Annotated in this window: 24 protein-coding genes and 1 riboswitch; of the genes, 11 read left to right on the plus strand and 13 right to left on the minus strand. The window is 73.4% G+C overall.

Annotation, left to right across the window (positions count from 1 at the left end; all coding sequences use genetic code 11):
• The first annotated feature begins 316 nt into the window (after positions 1-316).
• Positions 317-994 carry a hypothetical protein gene (locus ACZ46W_RS17075; protein WP_468337943.1) on the plus strand — a complete coding sequence of 226 codons (678 nt, stop codon included), beginning with the start codon at positions 317-319 and terminating at the stop codon, positions 992-994.
• 57 nt (positions 995-1,051) lie between these two features.
• On the opposite strand, the gene ACZ46W_RS17080 is transcribed toward ACZ46W_RS17075, so the two are convergent.
• Genes ACZ46W_RS17080 through ACZ46W_RS17090 form a run of 3 tightly spaced genes read right to left on the minus strand, consistent with a single transcriptional unit; the run spans position 1,052 to position 4,376 of the window.
• On the minus strand, positions 1,052-2,539 hold the full coding sequence (locus tag ACZ46W_RS17080; RefSeq protein WP_468337946.1) for a precorrin-2 C(20)-methyltransferase: 1,488 nt from the start codon (positions 2,537-2,539) through the stop codon (positions 1,052-1,054).
• Positions 2,536-3,183, minus strand: coding sequence for a precorrin-8X methylmutase (locus ACZ46W_RS17085; protein ID WP_468337948.1), 648 nt, complete (start codon positions 3,181-3,183; stop codon positions 2,536-2,538). Before ACZ46W_RS17085 ends, ACZ46W_RS17080 begins: the two co-directional genes overlap by 4 nt.
• Complete coding sequence (locus ACZ46W_RS17090; protein WP_468337950.1) at positions 3,180-4,376, minus strand: cobalamin biosynthesis protein CobG; 1,197 nt, start codon at positions 4,374-4,376, stop codon at positions 3,180-3,182. Before ACZ46W_RS17090 ends, ACZ46W_RS17085 begins: the two co-directional genes overlap by 4 nt.
• A gap of 11 nt (positions 4,377-4,387) precedes the next feature.
• Positions 4,388-4,517: riboswitch (cobalamin riboswitch) on the plus strand.
• Between the two features lie 36 nt (positions 4,518-4,553).
• Between ACZ46W_RS17090 and cobN the strand changes: the two genes are divergently transcribed.
• From cobN to ACZ46W_RS17110, 4 genes are read left to right on the plus strand one after another with little or no spacing between them, the layout of a single operon-like run.
• Positions 4,554-8,198, plus strand: a complete 3,645-nt coding sequence (gene cobN / locus ACZ46W_RS17095) for a cobaltochelatase subunit CobN (RefSeq protein ID WP_468337953.1) — start codon at positions 4,554-4,556, stop codon at positions 8,196-8,198.
• A complete protein-coding gene (locus tag ACZ46W_RS17100; protein WP_468337956.1) occupies positions 8,195-8,887 on the plus strand; it encodes a GNAT family N-acetyltransferase in 693 nt (230 codons plus the stop codon). Before cobN ends, ACZ46W_RS17100 begins: the two co-directional genes overlap by 4 nt.
• Before the next feature lie 13 nt (positions 8,888-8,900).
• The gene (locus ACZ46W_RS17105; protein WP_468337960.1) at positions 8,901-9,779 is read left to right on the plus strand and encodes an SDR family oxidoreductase; all 879 of its coding nucleotides are present in this window, start codon (positions 8,901-8,903) and stop codon (positions 9,777-9,779) included.
• A gap of 57 nt (positions 9,780-9,836) precedes the next feature.
• A complete protein-coding gene (locus ACZ46W_RS17110) occupies positions 9,837-11,003 on the plus strand; it encodes a DUF418 domain-containing protein (RefSeq protein ID WP_468337963.1) in 1,167 nt (388 codons plus the stop codon).
• Positions 11,004-11,269: 266 nt separating this feature from the next.
• On the opposite strand, the gene ACZ46W_RS17115 is transcribed toward ACZ46W_RS17110, so the two are convergent.
• A complete protein-coding gene (locus ACZ46W_RS17115; protein WP_468337966.1) occupies positions 11,270-12,208 on the minus strand; it encodes a nucleoside hydrolase in 939 nt (312 codons plus the stop codon).
• A 23-nt stretch (positions 12,209-12,231) separates the two neighbouring features.
• On the minus strand, positions 12,232-13,422 hold the full coding sequence (locus ACZ46W_RS17120) for a D-alanyl-D-alanine carboxypeptidase family protein (protein WP_468337969.1): 1,191 nt from the start codon (positions 13,420-13,422) through the stop codon (positions 12,232-12,234).
• Positions 13,423-13,597: 175 nt separating this feature from the next.
• Between ACZ46W_RS17120 and ACZ46W_RS17125 the strand changes: the two genes are divergently transcribed.
• Positions 13,598-13,999, plus strand: a complete 402-nt coding sequence (locus ACZ46W_RS17125) for an SsgA family sporulation/cell division regulator (RefSeq protein ID WP_468337972.1) — start codon at positions 13,598-13,600, stop codon at positions 13,997-13,999.
• A 22-nt stretch (positions 14,000-14,021) separates the two neighbouring features.
• On the opposite strand, the gene ACZ46W_RS17130 is transcribed toward ACZ46W_RS17125, so the two are convergent.
• The 4 genes from ACZ46W_RS17130 to ACZ46W_RS17145 are packed head-to-tail and all read right to left on the minus strand — an operon-like array spanning position 14,022 to position 16,909.
• Entirely contained in the window at positions 14,022-14,597 is a 576-nt protein-coding gene (locus tag ACZ46W_RS17130) for a hypothetical protein (protein WP_468337975.1), read from the minus strand.
• Positions 14,594-15,820: an MAB_1171c family putative transporter gene (locus ACZ46W_RS17135; RefSeq protein WP_468337978.1), complete on the minus strand. Its 1,227-nt coding sequence runs from the start codon at positions 15,818-15,820 to the stop codon at positions 14,594-14,596. Before ACZ46W_RS17135 ends, ACZ46W_RS17130 begins: the two co-directional genes overlap by 4 nt.
• Positions 15,817-16,377 (minus strand): toxin, encoded by a 561-nt coding sequence (locus ACZ46W_RS17140; protein ID WP_468337981.1) that lies wholly within the window; start codon positions 16,375-16,377, stop codon positions 15,817-15,819. The genes ACZ46W_RS17135 and ACZ46W_RS17140 overlap by 4 nt, the downstream gene beginning before the upstream one ends.
• A 34-nt stretch (positions 16,378-16,411) precedes the next feature.
• Positions 16,412-16,909, minus strand: coding sequence for a hypothetical protein (locus ACZ46W_RS17145; protein WP_468337983.1), 498 nt, complete (start codon positions 16,907-16,909; stop codon positions 16,412-16,414).
• A 408-nt stretch (positions 16,910-17,317) separates the two neighbouring features.
• Here ACZ46W_RS17145 and ACZ46W_RS17150 point away from each other — a divergent pair, with 408 nt between their 5' ends.
• Both ACZ46W_RS17150 and ACZ46W_RS17155 read left to right on the plus strand, forming a co-directional pair.
• On the plus strand, positions 17,318-18,115 hold the full coding sequence (locus tag ACZ46W_RS17150; protein WP_468337986.1) for a VOC family protein: 798 nt from the start codon (positions 17,318-17,320) through the stop codon (positions 18,113-18,115).
• Positions 18,116-18,127: 12 nt separating this feature from the next.
• The gene (locus ACZ46W_RS17155) at positions 18,128-18,865 is read left to right on the plus strand and encodes a DUF899 family protein (RefSeq protein WP_468337989.1); all 738 of its coding nucleotides are present in this window, start codon (positions 18,128-18,130) and stop codon (positions 18,863-18,865) included.
• Between the two features lie 4 nt (positions 18,866-18,869).
• Here ACZ46W_RS17155 and ACZ46W_RS17160 read toward each other — a convergent pair whose 3' ends face one another.
• Positions 18,870-20,138: a serine/threonine-protein kinase gene (locus ACZ46W_RS17160; protein ID WP_468337992.1), complete on the minus strand. Its 1,269-nt coding sequence runs from the start codon at positions 20,136-20,138 to the stop codon at positions 18,870-18,872.
• Between the two features lie 186 nt (positions 20,139-20,324).
• Here ACZ46W_RS17160 and ACZ46W_RS17165 point away from each other — a divergent pair, with 186 nt between their 5' ends.
• Positions 20,325-20,834, plus strand: coding sequence for a flavoprotein (locus ACZ46W_RS17165; RefSeq protein ID WP_468338781.1), 510 nt, complete (start codon positions 20,325-20,327; stop codon positions 20,832-20,834).
• On the opposite strand, the gene ACZ46W_RS17170 is transcribed toward ACZ46W_RS17165, so the two are convergent.
• Positions 20,812-21,597, minus strand: a complete 786-nt coding sequence (locus tag ACZ46W_RS17170; RefSeq protein ID WP_468337995.1) for a DUF72 domain-containing protein — start codon at positions 21,595-21,597, stop codon at positions 20,812-20,814. The genes ACZ46W_RS17165 and ACZ46W_RS17170 overlap by 23 nt on opposite strands.
• A 21-nt stretch (positions 21,598-21,618) precedes the next feature.
• Complete coding sequence (locus ACZ46W_RS17175) at positions 21,619-23,562, minus strand: protein-arginine deiminase domain-containing protein (protein ID WP_468337998.1); 1,944 nt, start codon at positions 23,560-23,562, stop codon at positions 21,619-21,621.
• A 251-nt stretch (positions 23,563-23,813) separates the two neighbouring features.
• Here ACZ46W_RS17175 and ACZ46W_RS17180 point away from each other — a divergent pair, with 251 nt between their 5' ends.
• Positions 23,814-24,149 carry a YnfA family protein gene (locus tag ACZ46W_RS17180; protein ID WP_468338001.1) on the plus strand — a complete coding sequence of 112 codons (336 nt, stop codon included), beginning with the start codon at positions 23,814-23,816 and terminating at the stop codon, positions 24,147-24,149.
• Positions 24,150-24,279: 130 nt separating this feature from the next.
• Here ACZ46W_RS17180 and ACZ46W_RS17185 read toward each other — a convergent pair whose 3' ends face one another.
• The gene (locus ACZ46W_RS17185) at positions 24,280-24,561 is read right to left on the minus strand and encodes a hypothetical protein (protein ID WP_468338004.1); all 282 of its coding nucleotides are present in this window, start codon (positions 24,559-24,561) and stop codon (positions 24,280-24,282) included.
• 191 nt (positions 24,562-24,752) lie between these two features.
• On the opposite strand from ACZ46W_RS17185, the gene ACZ46W_RS17190 reads away from it, so the two are divergent.
• Positions 24,753-25,313 (plus strand): hypothetical protein, encoded by a 561-nt coding sequence (locus tag ACZ46W_RS17190; RefSeq protein WP_468338007.1) that lies wholly within the window; start codon positions 24,753-24,755, stop codon positions 25,311-25,313.
• Positions 25,314-25,387: the final 74 nt, after the last annotated feature.

A 25,387-nucleotide genomic window follows, 5' to 3' on the forward strand; every position in this document is an offset into this window, starting at 1 on the left:
GTCACCTGCTGTTCCCCGATGGAGGGATCCTGGATCTCACCCGGCGAGCCGCCGTGGCCGGCTCACCTGCCGTCAGCGCTCGGCCACCGGCTCCTGGGCCTGAGCGCGGTGCGGTAACAGCGGCAGGTGGGGCCGCGGACGGCGGCTGCGGAGGGCCTTGAGGGGGCGTCGGTTCCCTGTCGTAGCAATTCGGCTGGGAACCACGGTCTGTTCGGTGGGCCACTGCCACCATCACACGCACATCAGGCGGCGTACGACGCGTACGTCAGTACGTCCGTTCGCCGACCCCCCATGCACGTGTGAGAGGTACGAGAAGATGACGATGAACCGCGCCAGGCGGTACGGCGGACGCTTGCTGGCCATGACGGTCGTGGCCTTCGGGATCACGGTGGCGGGCGCGCTTCCCGCGTCCGCCGGTGAGCAGCCGACGAAGCCGGAGCTCATGGCGGACTGTGCCTCGGGGCTGGGCAAGTGCACGTTCAACGAGCCGAAGCTCGGGGAGGCGTACCTCGGTGCGTTCCGGCAGGTCTCCGATTCGCTGTACAACTGCTCCAGCTCGGACGCCACGCAGAGCATGACCTGGGACGACACCGTCGGCTCCACCGACTCCCTCGGGGTCTCGGTCACGGCGGGCGGCAAGATCGCGGGCATAGTGGACCTGAGCGTGACGGCGAGTTACAGCCACAGTTGGTCCAGCACCCACTCGGAGAGCAGCTCCCTGAACATGACGGTCAAGCCCGGCGAGGTGGGCTGGATCTCCCGTGCGCAGGTCATGCAGAAGGTCTCGGGCACCTGGCAGACCCACTACGACAGCCCCAAGTGGGGTCACTACTACTGGTTCTTCCAGGACACGATCACCGGACCGGCCAAGAACGGCACGGACGGCAAGAGCAACGCGGTCGTCGTGAAGACCCGCAAGATGACGGACGCGGAGAAGGGGTCGTGCTCCGCCGACGCGGGGCACAAGGGCAGGGCGTTCGTGCAGCAGCGCTGACGAGGGCGCGGGACGGGGGCCGGCGTCGGGGCGGGACGCCGGCCCCCCGAGGCCGGGTCACCCCTCCGGGTACCTCCGGGGTGTCCAGGCCACCGTGTCGCCGTCGCCCCGGCGGACCGCCTGGGTCTGGGAGGAGCCGATGAGGAGGAGGGTGCGCATGTCGACCTCCGCCGGGTCCAGGTCCGCGAGGGGCAGGACGCGGACGGACTCCTCCGGGCCGCCCACGTCGCGGGCGACGACCACCGGGGTGTCCGGGGCGCGGTGCTCCAGGAGCAGTTCGCGGGCCTTGGCGACCTGCCAGGTGCGGCTGGCGGAACCCGGGTTGTAGAGGGCGAGGACCAGGTCGGCCGTGGCGGCCGCGCGGAGGCGTTCGGCGATGACCTCCCAGGGCTTGAGGCGGTCCGACAGGGAGATCGTCGCGTAGTCGTGGCCCAGCGGGGCGCCCGCCTTCGCGGCGGCGGCGTTCGCGGCGGTCACGCCCGGCAGGACGCGGACCGGGACGTCCAGGTACGGGTCCTGGGAGGCGACCTCCAGGACGGCCGTGGCCATGGCGAACACGCCCGGGTCGCCGCCCGACACCACCGCCACCCGGCGCCCGCGCCGGGCCAGGTCCAGGGCGAACTCGGCGCGCTCGGACTCGACCTTGTTGTCCGAGCCGTGCCGCTGCTGGCCGGGTCGGGAAGGGACCCGGTCCAGGTAGGTCGTGTAGCCCACCAGGTCCGTCGCCGAGGCGAGGGCGCCGCGCGTCTCGGGCGTCAGCCACAGGGGCCCGGCGGGGCCCGTGCCGACGACCACGACCTCGCCCCGCTCGGGCTCGGCCGGCCCGGAGTCGACGCGGGAGGGGAGCACCGCCACGGAGAAGTACGGGACCGAGTCGGGGTCGACGTCCGCCAGGGCGCCCGTGCGTTCGCCGGCCATGGTGGCCCGCTCCACGTAGTGGGCGTCGTCCAGCCGGCCGGCCCGCTCCAGGGCGCGGCGCACCGCCGGGAAGGTGCGGCCCAGCTTCATGACGACGGCGGAGTCCGTGGCCGCCAGGCGGGCCGTCAGCTCCTCCTCCGGCAGCGTGCCGGGGATGATCGTCAGGATCTCCTCCGCCTCGCACAGCGGCTTGCCGAGCCGGGCGGCGGAGGCGCTCACCGATGTGACGCCGGGGATGACCTCCGTGTCGTAGCGGTGGGCCAGCCGCTTGTGCATGTGCTGGTAGGAGCCGTAGAACAGCGGGTCGCCCTCGGCGAGGACGGCCACCGTGCGGCCGGCGTCCAGGTGCGCGGCCAGCCGCGCGGACGCCTCCTCGTAGAAGTCGTTCAGCGCGCCCCGGTACCCGCCGGGGTGGTCCGTCGTCTCGACGGTCAGCGGGTACATCAGGCGCTCTTCGATGTGGTCCTCGCGGATGTGCTCGGCCGCGATGGAGCGCGCGATCGAGCGGCCGTGCCGGGCCGAGTGGTACGCGATGACGTCGGCGGCCGCGATGGCCTTCACCGCCGCCACCGTCATCAGGTTCGGGTCGCCGGGGCCGAGCCCGACGCCGTACAGCTTGCCGCTCATGCCTGGATCTCCGCCTCGTGCGCGATCGCGTTGACCGCCGCCGCCGCCATCGCGCTGCCGCCCCGCCGGCCCCGCACCACCAGGTGCTCCAGGCCCGGGAACGCCGCCAGCGCGTCCTTGGACTCGGCCGCCCCGATGAACCCCACCGGTATGCCGATCACCGCCGCCGGGCGCGGCGCGCCCGCCTCGATCATCTCCAGGAGGCGGAAGAGGGCGGTGGGCGCGTTGCCCACCGCGACGACCGACCCTTCGAGCCGGTCCCGCCACAGCTCCAGCGCGGCCGCGCTGCGCGTGGTGCCCAGCTCGGCGGCGAGCGCCGGGACGGACGGGTCGGAGAGCGTGCAGACCACGTCGTTGTCCGCGGGCAGCCGCTTGCGCGTAATACCGCTCGCGACCATCTGCGCGTCGCACAGGATCGGCGCCCCGGCGCGCAGCGCCTCGCGGGCGCGGGCCACCACGCCCGGCGTGTACGCCAGGTCGCGGACGAGGTCGACCATGCCGCAGGCGTGGATCATCCGCACGGCGACCTGGCTGACGTCGGCCGGCAGGTCCGCGAGATCCGCCTCGGCGCGGATCGTGGCAAAGGACTGGCGGTAGATCTCCGCCCCGTCCTTCTCGTAGTCGAACACTCTGCTCTCGCTCATTTCGTCGATCCTTGTACGGTCATCTGGTACGCGCCCTCGCCCGTCGCCACCATGTCGGTCCACGTGACGCCCTGCGGGTGGCCGCAGCGGCGGGCGCACCCCGACCAGTGGACGGGCAGCGCACCCTCGCGGGGGCGGGCGTCCGCCCGCACGTCGGACAGGGACTTGCCGCAGCCGGGGCGCCCGGTGCACGCGCTGACGCCGATCCAGGGCGAGTCGGTACGGGTGATGAACCCGGCCCCCTCCAGGGCGCGCAGCCGCTCCTCGGCCGCCGCCCGGCCGGCGTACCCGGGCAGCACGAAACCCCGCCACGGGGTGACCCGTACCTCCCGGGCCGGCAGCAGCGCGCGGAACTGCGCCGACGTCACCCTGCCGAGCCGGGCGAGGACGCAGACGGTGCCGTCGTCGAGTACGCCCGGCGGGGGCGGCGCGCTCGTCGGGCACACGAAGTCCTCCGCGGGCTCCGCCGCGATGCCCGCCCGCCTCAGGTGTCCCGTCACGTCCACGTCCTGCCCCGCCGGCAGCTCCCGCACCCGCCACGCCCCGGTGCCCGCGGCCCGCGCGGCCGTCAGGAACGCCTCGGCCGCCGCGAGCGCGGCGCGGGGCGCGTCCGCGCCGGCCACCCGGTATGTCCGGTCCGCGACCCGGAGCAGGGCGGCGCCGTCCGGCGCTGCGAGCAACGTCACATCGGCGGCCAGACCCGCGACGTCGCCCCGCCCGTCGTCCACGGCGAACAGGAAGCGGCCCGACAGCTCCACCGTCCGGTCCTCGCCGCACACCAGCTCGTCCAGCTCCACCGCCCAGGCCATGACGTCCGCCCCGGCGAGCGGTGAGACGACCATGTTCCGTACGCGCTCGTGCCGTTCGGAGGCGGGCAGCAGCCCGGCGTCCCGCAGCGTCCGGGCGAGGCCCAGCCCGCAGCTCTCGCCCAGCCCGCGCAGCTCGATGTTGCCTCGCGAGGTGAGGGAGAGGTGCCCGTCGCCGAGCCGGTCGGCGGCGTCGGCCAGCACGTCGACCTGATGAGGCGTCAACACACCTGTGGGTACGCGGAGTCGGGCGAGGGCGCCGTCATCGGCGCGGTGCAGCCGCAGCGCGCCCGGGCAGGCGTCACCGCGGTCCCGGACACGGTCCCGTATGTGCGCTTCACCCCGGTCCCGGGGGTTTGGTGAGCTGGGCGGCATGGCGGCGAGCATACGCGCAGCCTCTACTATGCAGACGGCACAGGGTCCCAGGGCCCTAGGGAGGAAGCCCGGTGGGAATCCGGCGCGGTCCCGCCACTGTGAGTCCGGCGGAAACCGGACGAGTCAGGAACTCCCGCCGTCCTACGACCACCCGGGGCGCGGACACCCCGAGGAAGGCCTGCGCACGCCATGACGCACGCGACGACGCCCGCCACCGGCCCCGAGGCGACGCCCGCCACGACGATCCTGCTGCTGTCGCACTCCGACACCGACCTGCTCAGCGCCCGCGCCTCCGGCGGACCCGTCGCGTACCGGTTCGCCAACCCCGCCCGGCTCCCGGTGGACGACCTGCCCGGCCTCCTCGACGGCGCCGACCTCGTCGTCGTGCGCCTCCTCGGCGGCATCCGTGCCTGGGAGGAGGGCCTGGAGGCGCTGCGCGCGACCGGCAAGCCGCTCGTCGTCCTCACCGGCGAACAGGCCCCCGACGCCCAGCTCATGGAGACGTCCACCGTCCCGATCGGCATCGCGGCCGAGGCGCACGCCTACCTCGCGCACGGCGGACCGGACAACCTGGAACAACTCGCTCGTTTCCTCTCCGACACCGTCCTGCTGACCGGCCACGGCTTCGAGCCCCCGGCCGCCGCCCCCACCTGGGGCCCGCTGGAGCGGACCGCGCGCAACATCACCGGCCCCACGGTCGCCGTGCTCTACTACCGCGCCCACCACATGAGCGGGAACACCGCCTTCGTCCACACCCTGTGCGACGCCATCGAGGACGCCGGCGGTCGGGCGCTGCCCCTGTACGTGGCCTCCCTCCGCGCCCCCGAGCCGGAGCTCCTTCAGAGCCTGGGGATGGCCGACGCCGTCATCACCACCGTCCTCGCCGCCGGCGGCACCAAGCCCGCCGAGGCCCAGGCGGGCGGGGACGACGAGTCCTGGGACGCGGGCGCGCTCGCCGCCCTGGACGTCCCGATCCTCCAGGCGCTGTGCCTGACCGGCTCGCGCGCCGCCTGGGAGGAGAACGACGAGGGCCTCTCGCCGCTCGACGCCGCCAGCCAGGTCGCCGTCCCCGAGTTCGACGGCCGGCTCATCACCGTCCCGTTCTCCTTCAAGGAGATCGACGCCGACGGGCTGCCCGCGTACGTCGCCGACACCGAGCGCGCCGCCCGCGTCGCCGGGATCGCCGTACGCCACGCCCGGCTGCGCCACATCCCCAACGCCGACAAGCGCCTGGCGCTGGTCCTGTCCGCGTACCCCACCAAGCACTCCCGCATCGGCAACGCCGTCGGCCTCGACACCCCCGCCTCCGCCGTGGCCCTCCTGCGCCGACTGCGCGAGGAGGGGTACGACTTCGGCGCCGAGGAGGTCCCGGGCCTCGCGTCCGGCGACGGCGACGAGCTGATCTACGCCCTCATCGAGGCGGGCGGCCACGACCAGGACTGGCTCACCGAGGAGCAGTTGGCCAAGAACCCGGTCCGCATCCCGGCCGCCGACTACAAGCGCTGGTACGCCACGCTGCCGGAGGAACTGCGCGAGAACGTCGAGCAGCACTGGGGCCCGCCGCCCGGCGAGATGTTCCTCGACCGGTCCCGCAACCCGGAGGGCGACATCGTGCTCGCCGCCCTCAGGCGCGGGAACCTGCTCATCCTCATCCAGCCGCCGCGCGGCTTCGGCGAGAACCCGATCGCGATCTACCACGACCCCGATCTGCCGCCCTCGCACCACTACCTGGCCGCCTACCGCTGGATCGCCACCCCGGCCTCCGACGGCGGCTTCGGGGCGGACGCCATGGTCCACCTCGGCAAGCACGGCAACCTGGAGTGGCTGCCCGGCAAGAACGCGGGCCTGTCCGCCGCCTGCGGCCCCGACGCGGCCCTCGGCGACATCCCGCTGATCTACCCGTTCCTGGTCAACGACCCCGGCGAGGGCACCCAGGCCAAGCGCCGCGTCCACGCCACGCTCGTCGACCACCTCGTCCCGCCGATGGCGCGCGCCGAGTCCTACGGCGACATCACGCGCCTGGAGCAGTTGCTGGACGAGTACGCGCAGATCTCCTCCATGGACCCGTCCAAGCTGCCCGCCATCCGCGCCCAGATCTGGACGCTCATCCAGGCCGCCAAGCTCGACCACGACCTGGGGCTGGAGGACCGCCCGGACGACGACGGCTTCGACGACTTCCTGCTGCACGTCGACGGCTGGCTGTGCGAGGTCAAGGACGCCCAGATCCGCGACGGCCTGCACGTCCTCGGCGGCGCCCCGACCGGCCCCGAGCGGGTCAACCTGGTCCTGTCCATCCTGCGCGCCCGGCAGATCTGGGGCGGTACGCAGTCCCTGCCCGGCCTCCGCGAGGCCCTCGGCCTGGACGAGTCCGCCGCGACCCGCACCACCGCCGACGAGGCGGAGGCCAAGGCCCGCGCCCTGGTCGAGGCGATGGAGGCCGCCGACTGGAACCCGGCCGCCGTGCCCGCCGTCGCCGAGGGCCACGGCGAGCAGGTGGCCGCGATCCTCGACTTCGCCGCCCGCCAGGTGATCCCGCGCCTCGCCGCCACCACCGACGAGCTGGACCACGCCGTCCACGCCCTCGACGGCGGCTTCGTCCCGGCGGGCCCCTCGGGCTCCCCGCTGCGGGGCCTGGTCAACGTCCTGCCGACCGGCCGCAACTTCTACTCCGTCGACCCCAAGGCCGTCCCCTCCCGGCTCGCCTGGGAGACCGGCCAGGCGCTCGCCGACTCCCTCCTGGAGCGGTACCGCACCGACAACGGCGAATGGCCCACCTCCGTCGGCCTGTCCCTGTGGGGCACGAGCGCGATGCGCACCGCCGGCGACGACGTCGCCGAGGCCCTCGCCCTCCTCGGCATCCGCCCCGTCTGGGACGACGCCTCACGCCGCGTCACCGGCCTGGAGCCCATCCCGCTCGCCGAGCTGGGCCGCCCGCGCATCGACGTCACGCTGCGGATCTCGGGCTTCTTCCGCGACGCGTTCCCGCACACCATCGGGCTCCTGGACGACGCGGTGCGCCTCGCCGCCTCCCTCGACGAGCCCGGCACTGACAACTACGTACGCGCCCACGCGCAGGCCGACCTCGCCGAGCACGGCGACGAACGCCGTGCCACCACCCGTATCTTCGGCTCCCGGCCGGGGACGTACGGCGCGGGCATCCTCCAGCTCATCGACTCGCGCGACTGGCGCACCGACGCCGACCTCGCCGAGGTGTACACGGTGTGGGGCGGTTACGCGTACGGGCGCGGCCTCGAAGGCAGGCCCGCCCGCACCGAGATGGAGACCGCGTACAAGCGCATCGCGGTGGCGGCCAAGAACACCGACACCCGCGAGCACGACATCGCCGACTCGGACGACTACTTCCAGTACCACGGCGGCATGGTCGCGACCGTCCGCGCGCTGAAGGGCACGGCCCCCGAGGCGTACATCGGCGACTCGACCCGCCCCGAGACCGTCCGCACCCGCACCCTCGTCGAGGAGACCTCCCGGGTCTTCCGCGCCCGTGTGGTCAACCCGCGCTGGATCGAGGCGATGCGCCGCCACGGCTACAAGGGCGCGTTCGAGCTGGCCGCGACCGTGGACTACCTCTTCGGCTACGACGCCACGACCGGTGTCGTCGCCGACTGGATGTACGACAAGCTCACCGAGACGTACGTCCTGGACCCGGAGAACAAGGCGTTCCTCCAGGAGGCCAACCCCTGGGCCCTGCACGGCATCGCCGAACGGCTGCTGGAGGCCGAGTCGCGCGGCATGTGGGAGAAGCCCGACCCGCGCGTGCTGGAGGAGCTGCGGCAGGTGTACCTGGAGACCGAGGGCGAGCTGGAGGACAAGTGACCATCACGGTCGGCGCCGAGGACAAGGAACTGTCGGCCCGCCTCGACAAGGAGCTGACGGCCTTCAACCAGGCCGCCACCGGCGCGTCCGACGAGGCCGAGCTGTCCGTCCGGGCCACCGACGACGAGTCGGGCGAGATCATCGGCGGGCTCACCGGCTGGACGTGGGGCGGCCTCGGGGGCGTCAGCATGCTCTGGGTCCGCGACGACCAGCGCGGCACCGGGCTCGGTACGCGACTGATGCGGGCGGCGGAGGACGAGGCGCGGCGGCGTGGCTGCGACCGCATGATCGTGTCGTCGTTCTCGTTCCAGGCACCGCCCTTCTACCGGCGCCTCGGATACGTCGAGACGGGCCGCTCCGAGGGCATCCCCGGCGGGAACGTGGACGTCCACTTCTACAAGCCGCTCGGCCCGGCGGCCGCCCCGGCCTTCCAGCTCGCGGTCATGCTCGACTACCCGGCGGACGCCGTGGCGGAGGCCCTGGCGTACGAGGAGAAGGCGCTGTCCCTGCTCCCGCGCCACGGCGGACGGCTGGAGCGGCGGCTGCGCACGGCGGACGGCCTGTCGGAGGTCCACCTGCTGAGGTTCCCCTCGAAGGAGGCCTACGGCGCCTACCTGGCCGACCCGGAGCGTACGCCGGACGGGCGGATCATCGCGCGCGTGCTGGAGGTCACCGAGGTGTACGCCTGACACACTCGCCGGTATGTCATCCGTGATCGCTGTGACCGGGGCGAGCGGCCGCGTCGGCGGCCGTGTCGCCCGCCGCCTCGCCGGCCAGGGCCTGAAGACCCGGCTGCTCGGCCGCGACCCGGCCCGGCTGCCGGACCTGCCGGGCGCGGTGAAGGCCGCGCCCGCGCCGTACGGGGACGGCGAGGCGATGCGCCGCGCCCTGGACGGCGCCGACACGCTGTTCCTGGTGTCCGCGCACGAGGGCCCCGACCGGATCCAGGAGCACCGCACGGCGGTGGACGCCGCGCTCGCGGCGGGCGTCGGGCGGATCGTGTACGTGTCGTTCCTGGGCGCCGCGCCCCAGGCGACGTTCACCTTCGCGCGCGACCACTGGCACACCGAGCGGTACATCGAGGCGCGGGGCGTGCCGCACACGTTCCTGCGCGACGGCTGGTACCTCGCCGCGTTCCCCGCGATGGCCGGCGCGGACGGCGTCATCCGGGGCCCGGCGGGCGACGGCCGGGTCGCGGCGGTCGCCCACGAGGACATCGCGGACGTCGCGGCGGCCGTCCTGCTGGGCGACGGCGAACACGACGGCGTCACCTACGACGTCACCGGCGAGGAGGCCCTCACCCTCGCGGAGGTGGCGGAGGAACTGACCCGCGTCACCGGCCGCCCGGTCTCCTACGCCCCCGAGACCCGCGCCGAGGCCTATGCCTCCCGCGCCCGGTACGGCGCCGAGCACTGGGAGGTCACCGGCTGGGTCACCTCCTACGAGGCGATGGCCACCGGCGAGCTCGGCACGGTCGCCGACACGGTCCGGCGCCTGACCGGCCACGCCCCGATGACCCTGCGCGAATACCTCGCGGCCCACCCGCGCTCGTACGCGCACCTGCTACATCCTTCGATGTAGCGCGGATTCGTCTGCGGTCACGACGATTCCGGCGCCGCCCACCGGGACGCTGGAGGCATGACCGAGACCCTTCGCGCCCCAGTACGGACAACGACGAAACGCCTCGCCCTCCTCGACGTACTGCGCGGGGTGGCGATCCTCGGGACGCTCATGACGAACGTGTGGGTGTTCACCGGGCCCGGAGCCGAGTGGGGCGTGCTCCAGGGCACCCTCGGCGAGATGTCGTTCGGGTCGCTCCCGGACGCCGCCGAAAGCGCGTTCCGGCTGCTGGCGGACGGGAAGTTCCTGTCGATGCTGACCATCCTGTTCGGTGCCGGACTGGCGATCCAGTACGGCTCGGCGGCCCGGCGCGGGCAGCCGTGGCCGGGGCGGTACAGGTGGCGGGCGCTGTTCCTGTTCGGCGAGGGCACCGTCCACTTCGTGCTGGTCTTCGCGTGGGACGTGCTGATGGGGTACGCCGTGACGGCGCTGCTCGTCGCCTGGCTGCTGACCCGTTCGCAGCGGGCGTGGCGGCGCGTGATGTGGTGGGCGGCCGGGCTGCACCTGACGGTGATGGGGCTGCTGACGGCGGCCCTGGCGTCGGCGCCCTCGGCGGGCGGCGAGGTCTCGCGGGAGGTCGTCGACCTGTACGCGCACGGGAGCTGGGCGGACCAGATCGCCTTCCGGCTCCAGAACGCGATAGCGCTGCGCCTGGAGCCGGTCCTGACGTTCTTCCTGCTGCTGTTCCTGTTCCTGCTGGGTGTACGGCTCTTCCGGGCGGGCGCCTTCGGGGCGGACGAGGCGGCGCGGCGCATCCGGGCCCGGATGCTGGCGTGGGGCCTGGGGCTGGGCGTGCCGCTGAACGTGGCGGTGGCGGTGGCCGGTCCGGACTTCTTCCTGTTGGGGCGGTACGGGGCCGCGCCGCTGATGGCGGTCGGGTACATCGGGCTGATCGGGGCGCTCGTGGACCGCGTGCGGCGGCCGGGGCGGTTCATGAACGGGCTGACGTCCGTGGGGCGGATGGCGCTGTCCGGGTACGTCCTGCAGAACGTGCTGTGCATGCTCGTCTCGTACGGCATCGGCCTGGGCCTCGCGTCCGAGCTGGGTGCGTCGTGGCGGCCGTGGTGGGTGATGGGTCTGTGGGCGGCGGTGTCGGTGGTGCTGCTGGTGTTCTCCACGCTGTGGCTGCGCCGCTTCCCGACCGGCCCGCTGGAGTCCGTACAGAAGTGGGCGCTGCGCCGCTAGGGAGTGTCCGGCGGATCATGGCGTCATCGGAGTCCGGTGCCCTTGTGGTGCTGGTGAGCAGGGTCTGGGGGTCCCCCCAGGCGAAGCCGAGGGGGAGCGTGCAGATGCAAGGCGGAGGAGGGAGCCACTGCGGTGGGGGCACCTCCCGTGCCCGAAGGGCTACGGGGGACATTGGCGACCGACGACAACGCCGCTGGGGGCGCCCCCTCTGGGGGAGGGCGTGCCAGGCCTCGCGGCCCAGGCATGATCCGCCGGACACGACCTGGTCACCCCAGGGCGCGTACGGCGTCGATGATCAGCTCCCAGAAGGCGGGGGCGTCGACGGCGGTGCCGACCCGGGCGTTGGCCGGGCGGCCCGTGACGCCGTCGAGGTCGACGACGGTGGCGCCCCGCGTGTGAGTGCCCGTCAGCTCGACGGCGACCGGGGCGCGGACCGTCGTGATCAGGTCCGGGTCGATCAGGTGGGCCACGGTCAGCGGGTCGTGCAGGGGCGGGGCCTCGAAGCCGAACACCTCGCGGTAGGTGGTGCCGAAGTACGTCAGCAGCTCCACGCACAGCCGCGACAGGGGCGTGCCGAGCTGCTCCAGGCGGGTGAGGACGTCGGGGGCGGCCGGGACCTGGTGGCTGACGTTCAGGCCGATCATCGTGACGTCCAGCCCGCTGGAGAACACGATGTCGGCGGCCTCCGGGTCGGCGGCGATGTTGAACTCGGCGGCCGGCGTGCGGTTGCCCCGCCCGGTCGACCCGCCCATCAGCACGATCCGCCCCACCCGCTCGGCGGCCAGCTCCGGGTGGGCCACCAGGAACGCGGCGATGTTGGTCAGCGGCCCGGTCGGGACGAGCGTCACGGGCCCGGGGTGGGCGAGCAGCGTCTCCCGCAGCAGCGTGATCGCGTCCCGGGGGTCGAGCGGCACGGTCGGCTCACCGAACCCGGGCCCGTCCAGCCCGGACTCGCCGTGGATGTTCCCGGCCACCATCCCCACCCCGTGCAACGGCCGCCCCAGCCCGGCGGCCACCGGCACGCCCCCGATCCCGGCGACGGTGCACACCCGCCGGGCGTTGAGCGCGGTCCTCTCGACGGACGCGTTGCCGGCGACGGTGGTGATCGCGAGCAGCTCGATGGCGGGGTGGGCGGCGGCCAGCATGATGTTGAAGGCGTCGTCGTGGCCGGGGTCGCAGTCCAGGATCACCGGGATGGGAGTCATGGAGGCAGTGTTCCGGACCGGGACTACCGCTCGGTGCGCCGCCGCACCAGCCACAGCGTCGCCGCCGCCAGGCAGGCCGAGCCGACGAAGGTCAGCGGCAGGAACAGGTGCGGGCCGTCGTCGTCGGGGAGCGTGGCGACCGACACGGCTGCCGTCGGGGGGACGGACCGCACGGCGCGTGGGGCGGCCGGGGCGGGCGGGGCCGGTGGGGCGGCCGCGCGGACCGGGGCGGTGGCGCGCGGGGGCAGCAGGGAACCGACCGGGCGGGCCCTGGCCCCGGCTTCGAAGCCCCAGTCCAGCAGGTCGCGGGCCTCCTCGTACACGGCGTACGCACCGCCCCGGCGCGGGTTCATCACCGAGACGACCAGCGTGCGGGGGCCCTTGCGGGCGGCGGCGATCAGGGTGTGGCCGGCGTTGGTGGTGTAGCCGTTCTTGACGCCGAGGATGCCCGGGTAGCGCCGCACGCCGTCGGCGCCGGTGAGCAGCCGGTTGGTGTTGCGGATGTCGTACGACCAGCGCCCGGCCGGGAACTTGGCGTACGCGGTGCCGGCGTAGCGGGCGAAGTCGGGGTTGCGCAGCCCCGCCCGGCCGAAGACCGCCAGGTCGTACGCGGACGAGACCTGGCCGGGCGCGTCGTACCCGTCGGGGGACACCACCCGGGTGTCGTACGCGCCCAGGGACCGGGCCGTGGCCTGCATCTTCCGGGCCGTTTCCGTCCAGCCGCCGTTGAGGCCGGCGAGGACCCGGACGGCGTCGTTGCCGGAGCTGAGGAACACCCCGCGCCACAGGTCGGCGACGCGGTACGTGACCTCCTCGCGCACGCCCACCAGGCTGCTGCCGTCCCCGACGCCCCGCAGCTCGTGCTCGCTGACCGTGTGCTGCCGGTCGGGCGGCAGGCCCGGCAGCGCGGTGAGCGCGAACAGCGCCTTGAGCGTGGAGGCCGGGGGCAGGCGCCGGTGGGCGTTGCGGGCGGCGAGCACCTCGCCCGTACCGGCGTCGGCGATCAGCCAGGACCGGGCGGAGAGCCTCGGCGGTGCCTTGACCCCGGGCGGGAGCCGCACCTGCGTGCCGGGGCGGTGCAGGACCGCCGGATCGACGGGCACGGCGGCCGGCGGCGGTACGGGTTCGACGGGGCGCGGGGCGGCGGCCGGGGCGCCCGGCACGGGCGGGACCAGCAGCAGGGCGGCGGCGGCCGCCAAGGAACTGACGATCATTCAGCCACGGTATGAACGGGGCGTACCGCCCGCAGGGTGATGTGCCGCCGACCGGAGTACCGCCGGTCGCCCGGTCGCCCGCACGAGTCGCCCGCACGAGTCGCCCCGCATTACTCGGGTTTCCCGGGGCACCTGAGAGGGGGCTCTCCGTCACGCACCCTTCTGGAGGAACGACATGAACGCGGTCCTGCGCGACAAGGTCTTCATGCGGCTTCTCTCGCCGGACGGCCACGAACTCCCCGTCCTCGCCCACCTGACCTACGACGTCCGCGACCCGTACGCGGTCACGGTCGGCTTCACCCACGCCGGGTTCGTCTACGCCGAATGGCGCCTGGACCGCGACATGCTGCGGGACGGCATGACGTACGAGGTCGGCGAGGGCGACGTACGGATGTGGCCGGTGCGCAACGGCACCCGCGAGGAGCTGCGCATCGAGCTGCTGCACGCAGCGGTGTTCACGGTGTGGGCGCCGTCGCTGTGGCGCTTCCTCGCCCGCACCTACGAGCGGGTGCCGGCGGGCCAGGAACGCCTGGAGGACCTCGACGCCTTCCTGGCCGAGCTGCTGGCCGCCGGCTGACCGGGGCGACGGCGCGGGCGGCTCACATCAGCCAGGCCGCCGCCGCGGTCGCCGCGCCCAGCGACGCGCCCGCCACCGTCTGCGCCACCGTGTGGTACCGCAGCGCCACCCGGGACCAGCACACGGCGACGGTCATCGCGTACGCGGTCAGCCACCAGGGCGAGTGGACCACCGAGAGCAGGGCCACGACGGCCGAGGCGACGGCCGAGTCGACCGAGATCTTCCAGACCGTGTTCACCGCCAGCAGCCCGACCGTCATCACCCACAGCGCGAGCATCGCCAGCAGGATCCCCACCGGGGCGTGCCCGAGGACCATGACCACCGAACCGGTACCGATGGAGCCGAGGATCACGAAGAAGATCGGCGCCCGCTTCGTGCGGTCGACCACGTGCCGGTCGCCCCACGTGCCGCGCCCCCGCTCCCACTCGATGTACCCGGCCGGTATCAGCCCCGCGCACAGCGCGCCGAGGAACCCCCACAGCAGGCCGCTCCAGTGACCGGCCGCCGCCCAGCCGATGGCGAGCATGCCGACCAGCAGGACGTTGCGGGGCTGGAAGACATCGGTGACGGTACGGGCGGTCGCGGTCGTGGTGGTCATGCGTCCTGCTCCAGGGGCGCGAGCAGCCCCCGCGCCCGGTCGTCGTCGGCGTTCCGGTACGCGGCCGCCACCCGGACCAGCCACGCCACCTCGTCGTCCTGGTCGGTGGCGTGCTTGGCCTCGACGGCGGCGGCCTTGCCGGCGGGCGCGCCGCCCGCCTTGGCGGCGAGGGCGGCCTTGATCCAGTACGCGTCGGCGAGCGGGCCGGGCCCTCCCGCGGCGGCCGCGGCCGCGTCGACCAGGCCGTCCGGCACGTAGTGCCGCAGCTTCTCGACGGCGTCGGCGATGTCGGCGGCCCACCGGTCGACGCGCAGGTCGGCGGGGGTGTCGAAGCGGGTCAGCTCGCGCGCGAGCGAGGCGGGCGGCTCGAAGGGCTGGTCGGGGAAGGCGGTCATCAACTCCCGCCACAGCGGGTGCAGTCGCGTCTGTGCCCGCCACAGCTTCACCCGCCGCCAGCCCTTGCTGAAGGCGGGGATGGACGCGCCCACCGCGAACAGCGCGAACAGCACGATCTGGGCCAGCTCGGTGACCTTGTCGAAGGTCTGCGCGAAGCCGTGGCTGGGGTGGTGGACGACGCTGACCCACATGAACAGCGTCCGGCTGACGGTGTAGCCGACGCCGATGAACATGGCGGCCGTCATCATGCCGAGCCCGACCCGCAGGTGCCGCAGCCGCGCGTTGCCGGTCGCCAGCGCCCACTGGTACGCGCAGACGGCGGACGCGGCGCCCAAGTACAGGTAGAACACGCTCATGTAGAGCGTGGCGCCCCACTGGCCGGCGTGGTCGGAGACGAACCGGTCGGAGGGGACGGACCGGTCGACCACCGTGAAGAACAGCACGGTCAGCAGGATCAGCGTCGCGACCGACGCCTTGGTCGCCACCTGCTGGACCACCCGCGCGAACCGCACGTGCCGGGGCACGGTGCCGCCCTCCGGGTAGTGGCCGTAGATGGCGACGATGTAGCTGAGGATGGCGAGGATCGCGATGGTCGCCGTGTAGTGCTTGATGAGGACGGCGAGGTCGACGACGGGGCTGTTGTTGAGCCCGATGCGGACGGCCTCGGTCTTGGTCCACAGGGCGGCGGCGAACCCCGCGTAACAGCCCCACAGGGCCCGTCTGCGCCGGTCCTCCTCGTCGCCCCACAGGGCGGCCGGCATACGCCACAGGGCGACAGCAGTCATCAGGCCGGCTATGAGGTAGCCGGCGAGGTCGAGCGCGGTCACGAGGAATCCTTGGGATGACGTCGGAAGAAGCCGCGCCGCCGGTGGGCGACGGGCCGGGACAGGGAGTTGGCGAGCCGTCCCACCATGTCATCACTGGTCACGTCCCGGGCCATCCGGGGTATCAGCGAGGCGCCGAACTCGGCCACCCGCTCGTCGTGCGTGTCGTACTGGGCACGGGCCTGGACGGTGGCGCCGGAGTCGAGCACCCGGGAGATCAGCGAGGTGTCGAAGACGGGCAGCAGACGACGCAGTTGCTCGGCGTCCAGGGTCGTGCCGTGGTCGAACCACTCGTGGCACAGCTCGTGGAGGATGACGTGCTGCGTCTGGTACGCGGTGGGGCGCCGGCGGTAGAGCACGAAGCTGGTCGTGCCGGAGGTGAGGCGCAGCCCGCAGGCGGCGTTGACGCGCGCCAGGCGGTCGGGCAGTTCGCGCAGGACGATCCTGCGGCCGCGGGCGGCCTCCATGTTGGCCACCAGCCCTTCGATCGTGAAGGGGGCCGGGATGGGAAGGTCGGCGAGTCCGGCTTCGCACTCTTTCCGCAGCTCGCGCATGGACATGGGGTGCCTCTTGCCCTCGTGATGATCCGCGAGTTTACCGGCCCGGTGCCCCCTGGCCGGAGCCCTTGTCCCGGCTTTCCCGGCCTTCCCGGCCCCCCTGGCTCTCCGACTTGCTCTCCTCCAGGAGCGAGAGGGCGAACTCCAGCAGCTCCGCCGTGATCCCGTCCTCGTCGTTGCCGCGCGCGGCCACGCCGCTGATTTCCCCGGTGCGCCGTTTCGCCAGGAATTGCAGCCCTGCGACGACATCGTCGACGACTTCCGATTCGTCCTTGAAGAAGCGCCAGTCGACGCCGAAGCCGAGGCCCAGCGCCTTGAGGATGTCCTCGGAGGGGTGGGTGACCTTCCCGGCCAGGATGTTGGAGAAGTAGCTGTGCGAGAGGGAGCCGCCGCGCTGCTTCACCAGGTCCGCGAAGACCCGCCCGGAGATCTTCTGGCCGGGGAAGGTCTTCTCGACCATGTACTCGACCTTCTGCTGCAACGTCCGCAGTTCTGGCGTGCGCTGCTCGCCGCTGCGCTGTTCGGCGTTGTCCATCCGGGTCCCCACGTTGCGCGATGTTCGAGTTCGGTCAACGGGCTCGTACTGTAATCGACACAGAACGTTGGCGTCTTTGCATCAGCGACAAAGTGGAGCATCCCACTCCAGCATCAGAAGCAGACTTGCGCAAGCACTCTACGTCACTGTTAACTCGAAAAAACACGGGCAGGGGGCCACGAGGGGAGTCCCTTGCCCGTGCATGCCCGCCCGGACAGGGATGTAGCCCATCGCGACGGGGGATGCACGATGGGCTACATTCGCATTATGACACCTCGTCAAGGTGTCGGGGTCCACCTTCGGCCGACTTTCCCATCTTGTCGCCGCCCGTTTCGGCGAGCGTACCGACGTAACGCTCGCTAGCGTGACAAATCGGACTGCACGCATGAGCGGAACGAGGACGGAACCATGGCGGTACCACGTGAGGGCGCGCCCATCTGGGCGGACGCGATGTTCACGGACGTCGAGGGCGCGAAGAGCTTCTACGGCGATGTGCTGGGCTGGACCTTCGGCGAGGCGTCGTCGGAGTTCGGCAACTACACCGAGGCGTACTCCGACGGCAAGGCCGTGGCCGCCGTCGTGCCGCCGATGCCCGGGGCGGAGGGGCAGTCGTCCTGGTGCCTGTACTTCGCCTCCCCGGACGCGGCGGCCACGGCGCGCAAGATCGGCGACAACGGTGGCGAGATCCTGATGGGGCCGATGCAGGTCGGCGACTTCGGCTCCATGGTGCTGGCCCGCGACCCCGGCGGCGTCGTCTTCGGGGTGTGGCAGTCGGGCACCCACGAGGGCTTCCAGTCCATGGGCGAGCCCGGCGCGTACTGCTGGGCCGAGGTCTTCACCCGCGAGCCGGGCAAGTCCGACGCCTTCTTCCCCGCCGTCTTCCCCTACGCCGCGAAGACGATGGAGTCGCCCGACGGCATGGACTTCAGGGTCTTCCACGTGGGCGACGACCCCGTACTGGGCCGGATGAGGATGACCGACGAGTTCCCGCCGGACGTCCCGCCCTACATCAACGTGTACTTCGGCGTCGACGACTGCGACGCGGCGGTGGCCAGGGCCACTGAGCGCGGCGGAGCGGTGGTGTGGGGGCCGATGGACACCCCGTTCGGCCGGTTCGCGTCGCTGCGCGACCCGCAGGGCGCGACGTTCTCGGTCATCGACATGAGCAGGACGGTGGGGGACGTGCCGAAGATGACCGACGTGTGAGGGGAGCCTGCCGTGCGGATCAGCTTCCCCGGTGAGACGCCGGAGTACCGGGCCGCCCGCGACCGGCTCCTGGCCCAGGAGATCGAGCTGCGCCGCGCCATGGAGGCGGTCGCCGCCGCGCGGCGCGCCCTGCCGCCCGGCGGCGAGGTGCCGGAGGACTACGTCTTCCGGGGCGCGGGCCCCGACGGCGCCCCGGCCGACGTACGGCTCTCCGAGCTGTTCGCGCCCGGCCGGGACTCGCTGGTGCTCTACGGCTTCATGTTCCCGCGCCACCCGCACGACGACCGGCCCGGCCCGAGGACCGGCCGCACGGCCGAACTGCCGCTCGCGGAAGGGCCGTGCCCCTCGTGCACGGCCTTCCTCGACCAGCTCGACGGCGCCGTCCCGCACCTCACCCCGCACCTCAACCTCGCGGTGGTGGCCAGGGCGCCCCTGGACCGCCTCCTCACCTTCGCCGAGGAGCGCGGCTGGCGGTGGCTCCGGCTGCTGTCCACGGCGGGGAACGGCTACAGCCGCGACTACCTCGCCGAGGCGGCGGACGGCGCGGCGGAGCCGATGCTGAACGTCTTCCGGCGCGACGGCGCGACGATCCGTCACTCCTGGGGCTCCGAGCTGCTCTACGCCCCCATGGACCCCGGACAGGACCCCCGCCACCTCGGCACGCTGGAGCCCGTCTGGAACATGTTCGACCTCACCCCGGAGGGCCGCGGGGGCGACCGGGACGAACAGCTCGCCTATGACGAGGTCTGAGCGTTCAGTTGCCGCTGTCCCCGCTCAGCGTGTCCGGCGTCGCCCCGATCTCCACCTGGGGCGTCTCCGTCGAGGTGGTGTCGGGCGAGAACACCGCCATGCCGATCAGCACGGCGGCGAAGAACGCCACGGTCCCGGCGATGACGCTCGCCACCCGGGGCCGCCGCCTGACGAATTCCCGCGCGCTGCCGGTCCCGTGCTGCGCCGGCGCGGCACGCCGGCCCCGGCCCTGGCGCGGGGTGCTCGGCAGCATGTACGTGGTCGCCGTACCGCCCTCCGAGGGCGCCGGCCCCGGCGCGGGCGTCGGCAGCGGCCCGGGTGGGGGCAGCGGCCCGGGTGCCGGCAGGGGCCCGCCGCCGTGCCGGGCGGGAGCGGCCGCCGGTATGGGGCCGGGTACGGGGCCGGGCGCGGCGGCCCGCGCGAGGCTGGGGCCCTGGTGGGGGTCGGGGAGCGACTGCGCACGCCCCTGCCAGGCGCCCGAGGCGAACCAGTCGGCGACCTCGTGGGCGGTGGGCCGCTCCTCCGGCTGCTTGGCGAGCATCCCGAGCAGGTAGTTCTCGAACGCGGGCGGCACGTCCACCCCGAGCCGCTGCGGCGGCACCGGCGCGGTGTCGATGTGCTGGTACAGGATCGCCGTCGCGGTGTCGGCGTGGAACGGCGGACGCCCCGTCAGGAGCTGGTACAGCACGCACCCGAGCGAGTACACGTCCGACGCCGGACCGGCCGGCTGCCCCAGCGCCCGCTCCGGTGCCAGGTACAGGCTGGTGCCCACGATCTGGCCGGCCTGGGTGAGCGCGGCCGCCGGATCGTCCACGAACCGGGCGATTCCGAAGTCGCCGAGCTTCACGGTCCCGTCCGCGTCGGACATCAGGTTCCCGGGCTTGATGTCCCGGTGCACGATGCCCTGCCGGTGCGCCGACGCCAGCCCCGCCGCCGTCTGCGCCGCGACGGCGGCCACCCGGGGCGCCCTCAGCGAACCGGCGGCCGCCAGCTCCTGCGCCAGGCTGCGCCCCTCCACCAGCTCCATGACCAGGTAGAAACGGCCCTCCCAGGCCCCGAAGTCGAAGACGGCCACCACATGCGGGTGGCTCAGCCGGGCCGCCGTCTGCCCCTCCAGCCGGAACCGGGCCGCCGTCTGCGCGTCCGAGTCGTCCCCGAGCAGCAGCTTCATGGCCACCGGCCGGCCCAGCACCTCGTCCGTGGCGCGCCAGACCTCGCCCATCGCGCCGCGGCCGATGGGCGACTCCAACCGGTACCGATCCGCCACCAGCACCCTGTGCACCTGCCTGATTCCGATCGATCCGTCAACCCAACCGACGCCGGCGGAACGAGGGGAGAATCCGCGACGGGCTCAGGGTACCTACCGCGCGCCCCGCGCACTGCGCCACCATCGGCGTACACCGCCACCACACAACGGAGTTGCCACGTGTCCGACCAGCCGTCCGAGCCGTCCAAGCCCATGCTGTACGTCGTCGTCTGCGCGGCCGGAGTCGCCGGCGGCGTCGGTACGCTCATCGCCGCCGCCCAGGAACGGCGGTGGGACGTCGGGGTCGTCGCCACCCCGCACGCCCTCGGCTTCATCGACGCCCCGGCCGTCGAGGCCCAGACCGGCTACCCCATCCGCTCCGCCTGGCGCCGCCCCGGCGACCCGCGCCCGCTGCCCGACCCGGACGCCATCGCGGTCGCCCCGGCCACCTTCAACACGATCAACAAATGGGCGGCCGGGATATCCGACACCCTCGCGCTGGGCATCCTGTGCGAGGCGTACGGCAACGGCGTCCCCACCGCCGCCCTGCCCTGCCTGAGCTCCGCCCAGGCCGCCCACCCCGCCTACCGGCGCAGCCTGGACGCGCTGCGCGAGATGGGGGTCCGCATCGGCACCCAGGAACCGGACCAGCTCACGTCCGGCGGCTTCCGCTGGGAGGAGGCGCTGGACCTGCTGAACGTCACTCCCGTACCGGGCCGTTGAGACGGGAGGGCGTACGCGTCACCGTCCGGCCCAGCGCGGCGGCCGTCCGCCCGAACAGCGCGGCGTCCCGGACGGCGGCACCGCCCGGGTCGTTGTTGAAGTACACGTAGACGTCGTCCTCGTCCGCCCAGGTGGCGCAGACGCGTCCCGCCCAGGACGCCAGGGCCCGGCGCCCGTAGCGCGGCCACGGCCGGGCGGCACCGGCGTGGAACCGCACGTACCCCCAGGGCGCGGTGCGCCACAGCGGGGTCACCGGCCGTGATCCCCGGTCCGCCCAGCACAGGGCGGCGCCGTACCGCTCCAGCACCGTCCGCAGCTCCCGCTCCGCCTCCCACCACGACGGGTGGCGCGGTTCGACGGCCACCCGGACCGTGCGGGGGAAGCGGCGCAGGCAGGCGTCCAGCAGGGCGGTGTCCTCGCGGAGGTTCGGCGGCAGTTGGACCAGGACGGGCCCCAGCCGGTCGCCGAGGCCCGCCGCACGGCCCATGAGCCGCTCCACGGGCTCCTCCGGGTCGCGCAGCCGCTTGATATGGGTCAGGTAGCGGCTGGCCTTCACCGCCATGACGAACCCCTCGGGGGTCCGCTCGCGCCAGGCGGTGAAGACCTCCGTGGTGGGCAGCCGGTAGAAGGCGTTGTTGTTCTCCACGGTCGCGAAGTGGCGGGCGTACTCCTCCAGCCAGAGCCGCTGCGGCAGCCCGGCCGGGTAGAGCACGCCGCGCCAGTCCGCGTACTGCCACCCCGAGGTTCCGACAAGCATGGGCACATCACCCATGCTCCCCGGTGTCTACCGCTTCCACCACGCGGCGGAGGCGTCGCGCAGGGTGTTGGTGCCGCAGTGCACCTCGCCCATGCCCAGGTGGTACGTCTCCCAGTCGTCTATGTACGAGACCTTCATCCCGGCGCCCGAGTAGGCGGCGGTCACGGCGGCCGTGAAGATGTCCTTGCCGGCGATGACCGGCCCCCACTGGCGCGGGGCCAGGTAGCGGTCGCCGCCCAGCAGGATGCCGTTGACGGCGCCCGGGACGTACGCGCTGGTCATGACGGTGCCGGGGCCGGCGGACCGGCCGTCGCGCCCGGCCTCGCGCCGGTCCAGCCGCTTCTGCTGGCCGTACTCGCCGACCGCCTTCGGCACCTCGCCGGCGCCCAGCCGCGACAGGCGCGGCACGCGGTCACCGCGCTCGCCCACCTGCTCCGTACCGCGCGTGTACAGCGCCGGTACGCGCACGACCTCGGCGTCCGTCACACCGGTCTCGCGCTGGAGGACGGCCAGGTTGGCCTTGATCCGCGCGGCGGCCAGGGCGTTGTCGGCGATGAGCTCCTTGGAGGCGAGGGCCTGGTCGATGGTCTCCTTCGGGGCGAGCCGCTCCTCGGAGTCCGGTACCGAGAACATGCGCGTCTTGCCGTGCCCGGCCTTCTGCGCGTCGCGCAGCAGCTTCAGCCCCGCCTCGGGGTCGGCGATGCCGATCTTCCACCCGCGCGGGGTGCCCGGCGCCGGCAGGAACTGGACGAACTCGTCCACATGACCCACGTGCAGCCACGACGTGTCCAGCAGCAGCGGGTCCTGGAAGCCCTGGGAGGCCAGCAGGGTCCGCATCACCTGCGCGGGCTTGGAGCCGTCGTCCTTGCGCTCGCCCATGATGATCCGCCCGGCGGGGAAGGACTTGCCGCCGTGCGCGTACGGGGGAATGGTCTCCAGGTTCCCCATGGAGTTCAGCGTCCACTCCTCCGAGTCGCGGACCCCGGAGACCTGGACGACGCCCACGCCGTTGCCGCGCACCTTCTCGAACAGCTCGCGCCCCGCCTCGCGGTCGGGCTGCGCCGAGCGCAGCATCACGCGGATGACCTGGCGGCGCCCGTCGGCGCCGGTCATGCTCACGTAGCCGGGTTCGACGAAGTCCTGCGCCCATATGTCCTGGTACTTGTCGAAGGTGATGAGCGGCTTGTCGATGCCGGCCGACTTCACCTCCTTGGCCAGGCCGTTCACGAACGCCTGCTGGCGGCGCGCGAAGTAGTCCTTGCCGGGCACCTTGGTGACCAGCACCTGCTGGGCCTTCTGGAGGTGGTGGTGGGTCAGCAGCGGCGCGACGCGGAGGGTGATGTCGTCCGTGGCGGCCGGCCTGCCGGGCGTGGTCACGGTCAGGCGGATGACGGCGCGCCCGTCCCACACCTTGCTGTCGCGTACGACGTCGGTGCTCTCGACGCCGAACTCGACCCCGGCGCGCAGCTCGGCGGCGGTCAGCCGGGTCTTGCCCGTGACGTGGGCCCAGCCGGTGGCGCGCTTGACGAACACGCGCGTGTGCTTGCCGCCGGCCGGGACGCTCACGGCGCCGGTCGCGGTGGCGGGCAGGTTCGCCATCGGTACGGCGCGGACGCGGGCCAGGTCGGCGAGGTCGGCGGTGCCGTTGACGACGGCGTCGGAGGCGTCGCTGCAGGCGGCGAGCTTGGCGTCGGACAGCGGCTTGCCGCCCGGGGCCGCCGTCGGGCACCGCTTGGTGTCGTCGTCGATGTTGGGCAGGAACACCGCGCCCCGGGCGGGCGTCCAGGTGTCCTCCCCGGCGGTGTCCGTCGCGCCGGTGACGTCGACCCGCCCGTCACGGTCGACGTCCGCCCGCAGGTCGACGGGGGGCGGTGCGGCCGGGGCGGCGAACGCCCCTGGTGCGGGCGCCAGTACGGCGACTGTCGCCGTGAGTGCCAGGGTCGCTCGTCTCGCGTTGCTCGTAACCACCATGCGTCCCTTCGTGGGGGATTGGGTTGCCGAGTCGCAAGAGGGCGTGGGAGCGCATGGCGTTGCCTGGGGGGCGCAAGATTGGCGGGTTCGGTGTGGTGGGCGCGGAGAGGATGGCGTCGGTCGGAGGCCGGCCGGCGGGATGCTGGACTGTGGACCGGCACGTGTCCGAACGTCCCGTACGCCCATGACGTGCCGTAGCCCATGACGTCCCGTACACCCGTGCCCGAGCCCACTGGAAGGACCCCGCCGCCGTGCTCGTCGCCCGCTCCGTCGCCCTGTTCGCCGTCGCCGCGCTCTTCGAGATCGGAGGGGCCTGGCTGGTGTGGCAGGGCGTCCGTGAACACCGGGGCTGGGTCTGGATCGGGGCGGGAGCGATCGCCCTGGGCCTGTACGGGGCGGTGGCCACCTTCCAGAGCGACGAGAACTTCGGGCGCGTCCTGGCCGCCTACGGCGGGGTGTTCGTCGCCGGTTCCATCGCCTGGGGCATGGTCGCTGACGGCTACCGGCCCGACCGGTTCGACGTCGTCGGCGCGATCGTCTGCCTCGTCGGCATGGCGGTCATCATGTACGCGCCGCGCGGCGGCTGATCGTCCACAGCCTGTGGACGGACGGCGGCGGCAAGTGCGCCGGGGCCGCCTGCGCACACGCGGGGCCGCGACCGGTGATCCTTGCCGGTCGCGGCCCCGCGTGCGTGTGCTGGTGGGGGAGTGCCGTTGGCTACTTCAGCGCGGTGAGCGGGCCGAGCAGCCCCTGCGCGAGCTGGGTGGCGCCGGAGAGGCCGCCGGCGGAGGCGAGGTGGGTGGCGCTGCCGAGCGGGGCGGTCACGCTGCCGAGGGGGCCGGACGCGCTGTCGAGGAGGCCGCCGCCGAGGCTGCCGGTGAGGCCGCTCAGGGGGTCGGCGGCGGCCGCCTGGGCGGTGGCGGCCCCGCCGAGGGCGAGGGTGGCGGTGGCGGCGGTGGTGGCGACGATGCGGGCGGTGACGCGGCGGGTCCTGGTCATGAGCTTCTTTCCGATCGGTTGTCCGGGTCGGTTTGCCGTACCCCGACAACGCGGCCACGCGCCCCGAAGGCACGGCCCGGGCCTGCTGTGGCACCTATTGGTGGCGTGTTGGCGCCATGGTGCGCCAAAAAGACGCCATGGGTGTGCCATGGAGGGTTGCGGTGGCGCCACGGTGGTGCCACTATGGCGTTATGGACCTCACGCCCTACGTCGAACATCTCCGGCACGAGCTCGCGGTCGCCGCGGACGCGGGTGGCGCGGACGCCCGTGCCCTGGCCGAGCGGCTCACCGCGCCCCTGGAATCGGCCGCCCGGCTCGCCCTGCTCAACGCCCTGTCCGCCGCCATGGACGAGGTCACCCAGGACCTCGCGCCGGGCTCGGTCGACGTACGGCTGCGCGGCCTGGACCCCGAGTTCGTGGTGACGCCGCCCCCGGTGCAGGTCGCGTACGAGGACGCGGCCGGGCACCACGGGCCGCCCGCCATGGCCCCGGCCGCCACCGTCCCGCCGGCCGAGCCGCCGGTGGGCGCGGCCCCGGCGGACGGCGCCGAGGGCGGCACGGCACGGATCAACTTCCGGCTGCCGGCCCACCTCAAGTCCCGCGTCGAGGACGCCGCCGGCCAGGAGGGCCTGTCGGTCAACGCCTGGCTGGTACGGGCGGTCGCCTCCGCCCTGGAGCCCGGCGCGCCCGATCGCGGCCCCGGCCGCAGCCGCCACCGGGGCCAGCAGGGCTTCACGGGCTGGGTCCGCTAGCCCCACCACGTCCACTCCGGCCGCTCCGATCCGACCCGGCCGTTTCACCAGCGAAAACACCCACCACAGTCACG

It is taken from the genome of Streptomyces sp. NPDC031064, assembly GCF_055570965.1.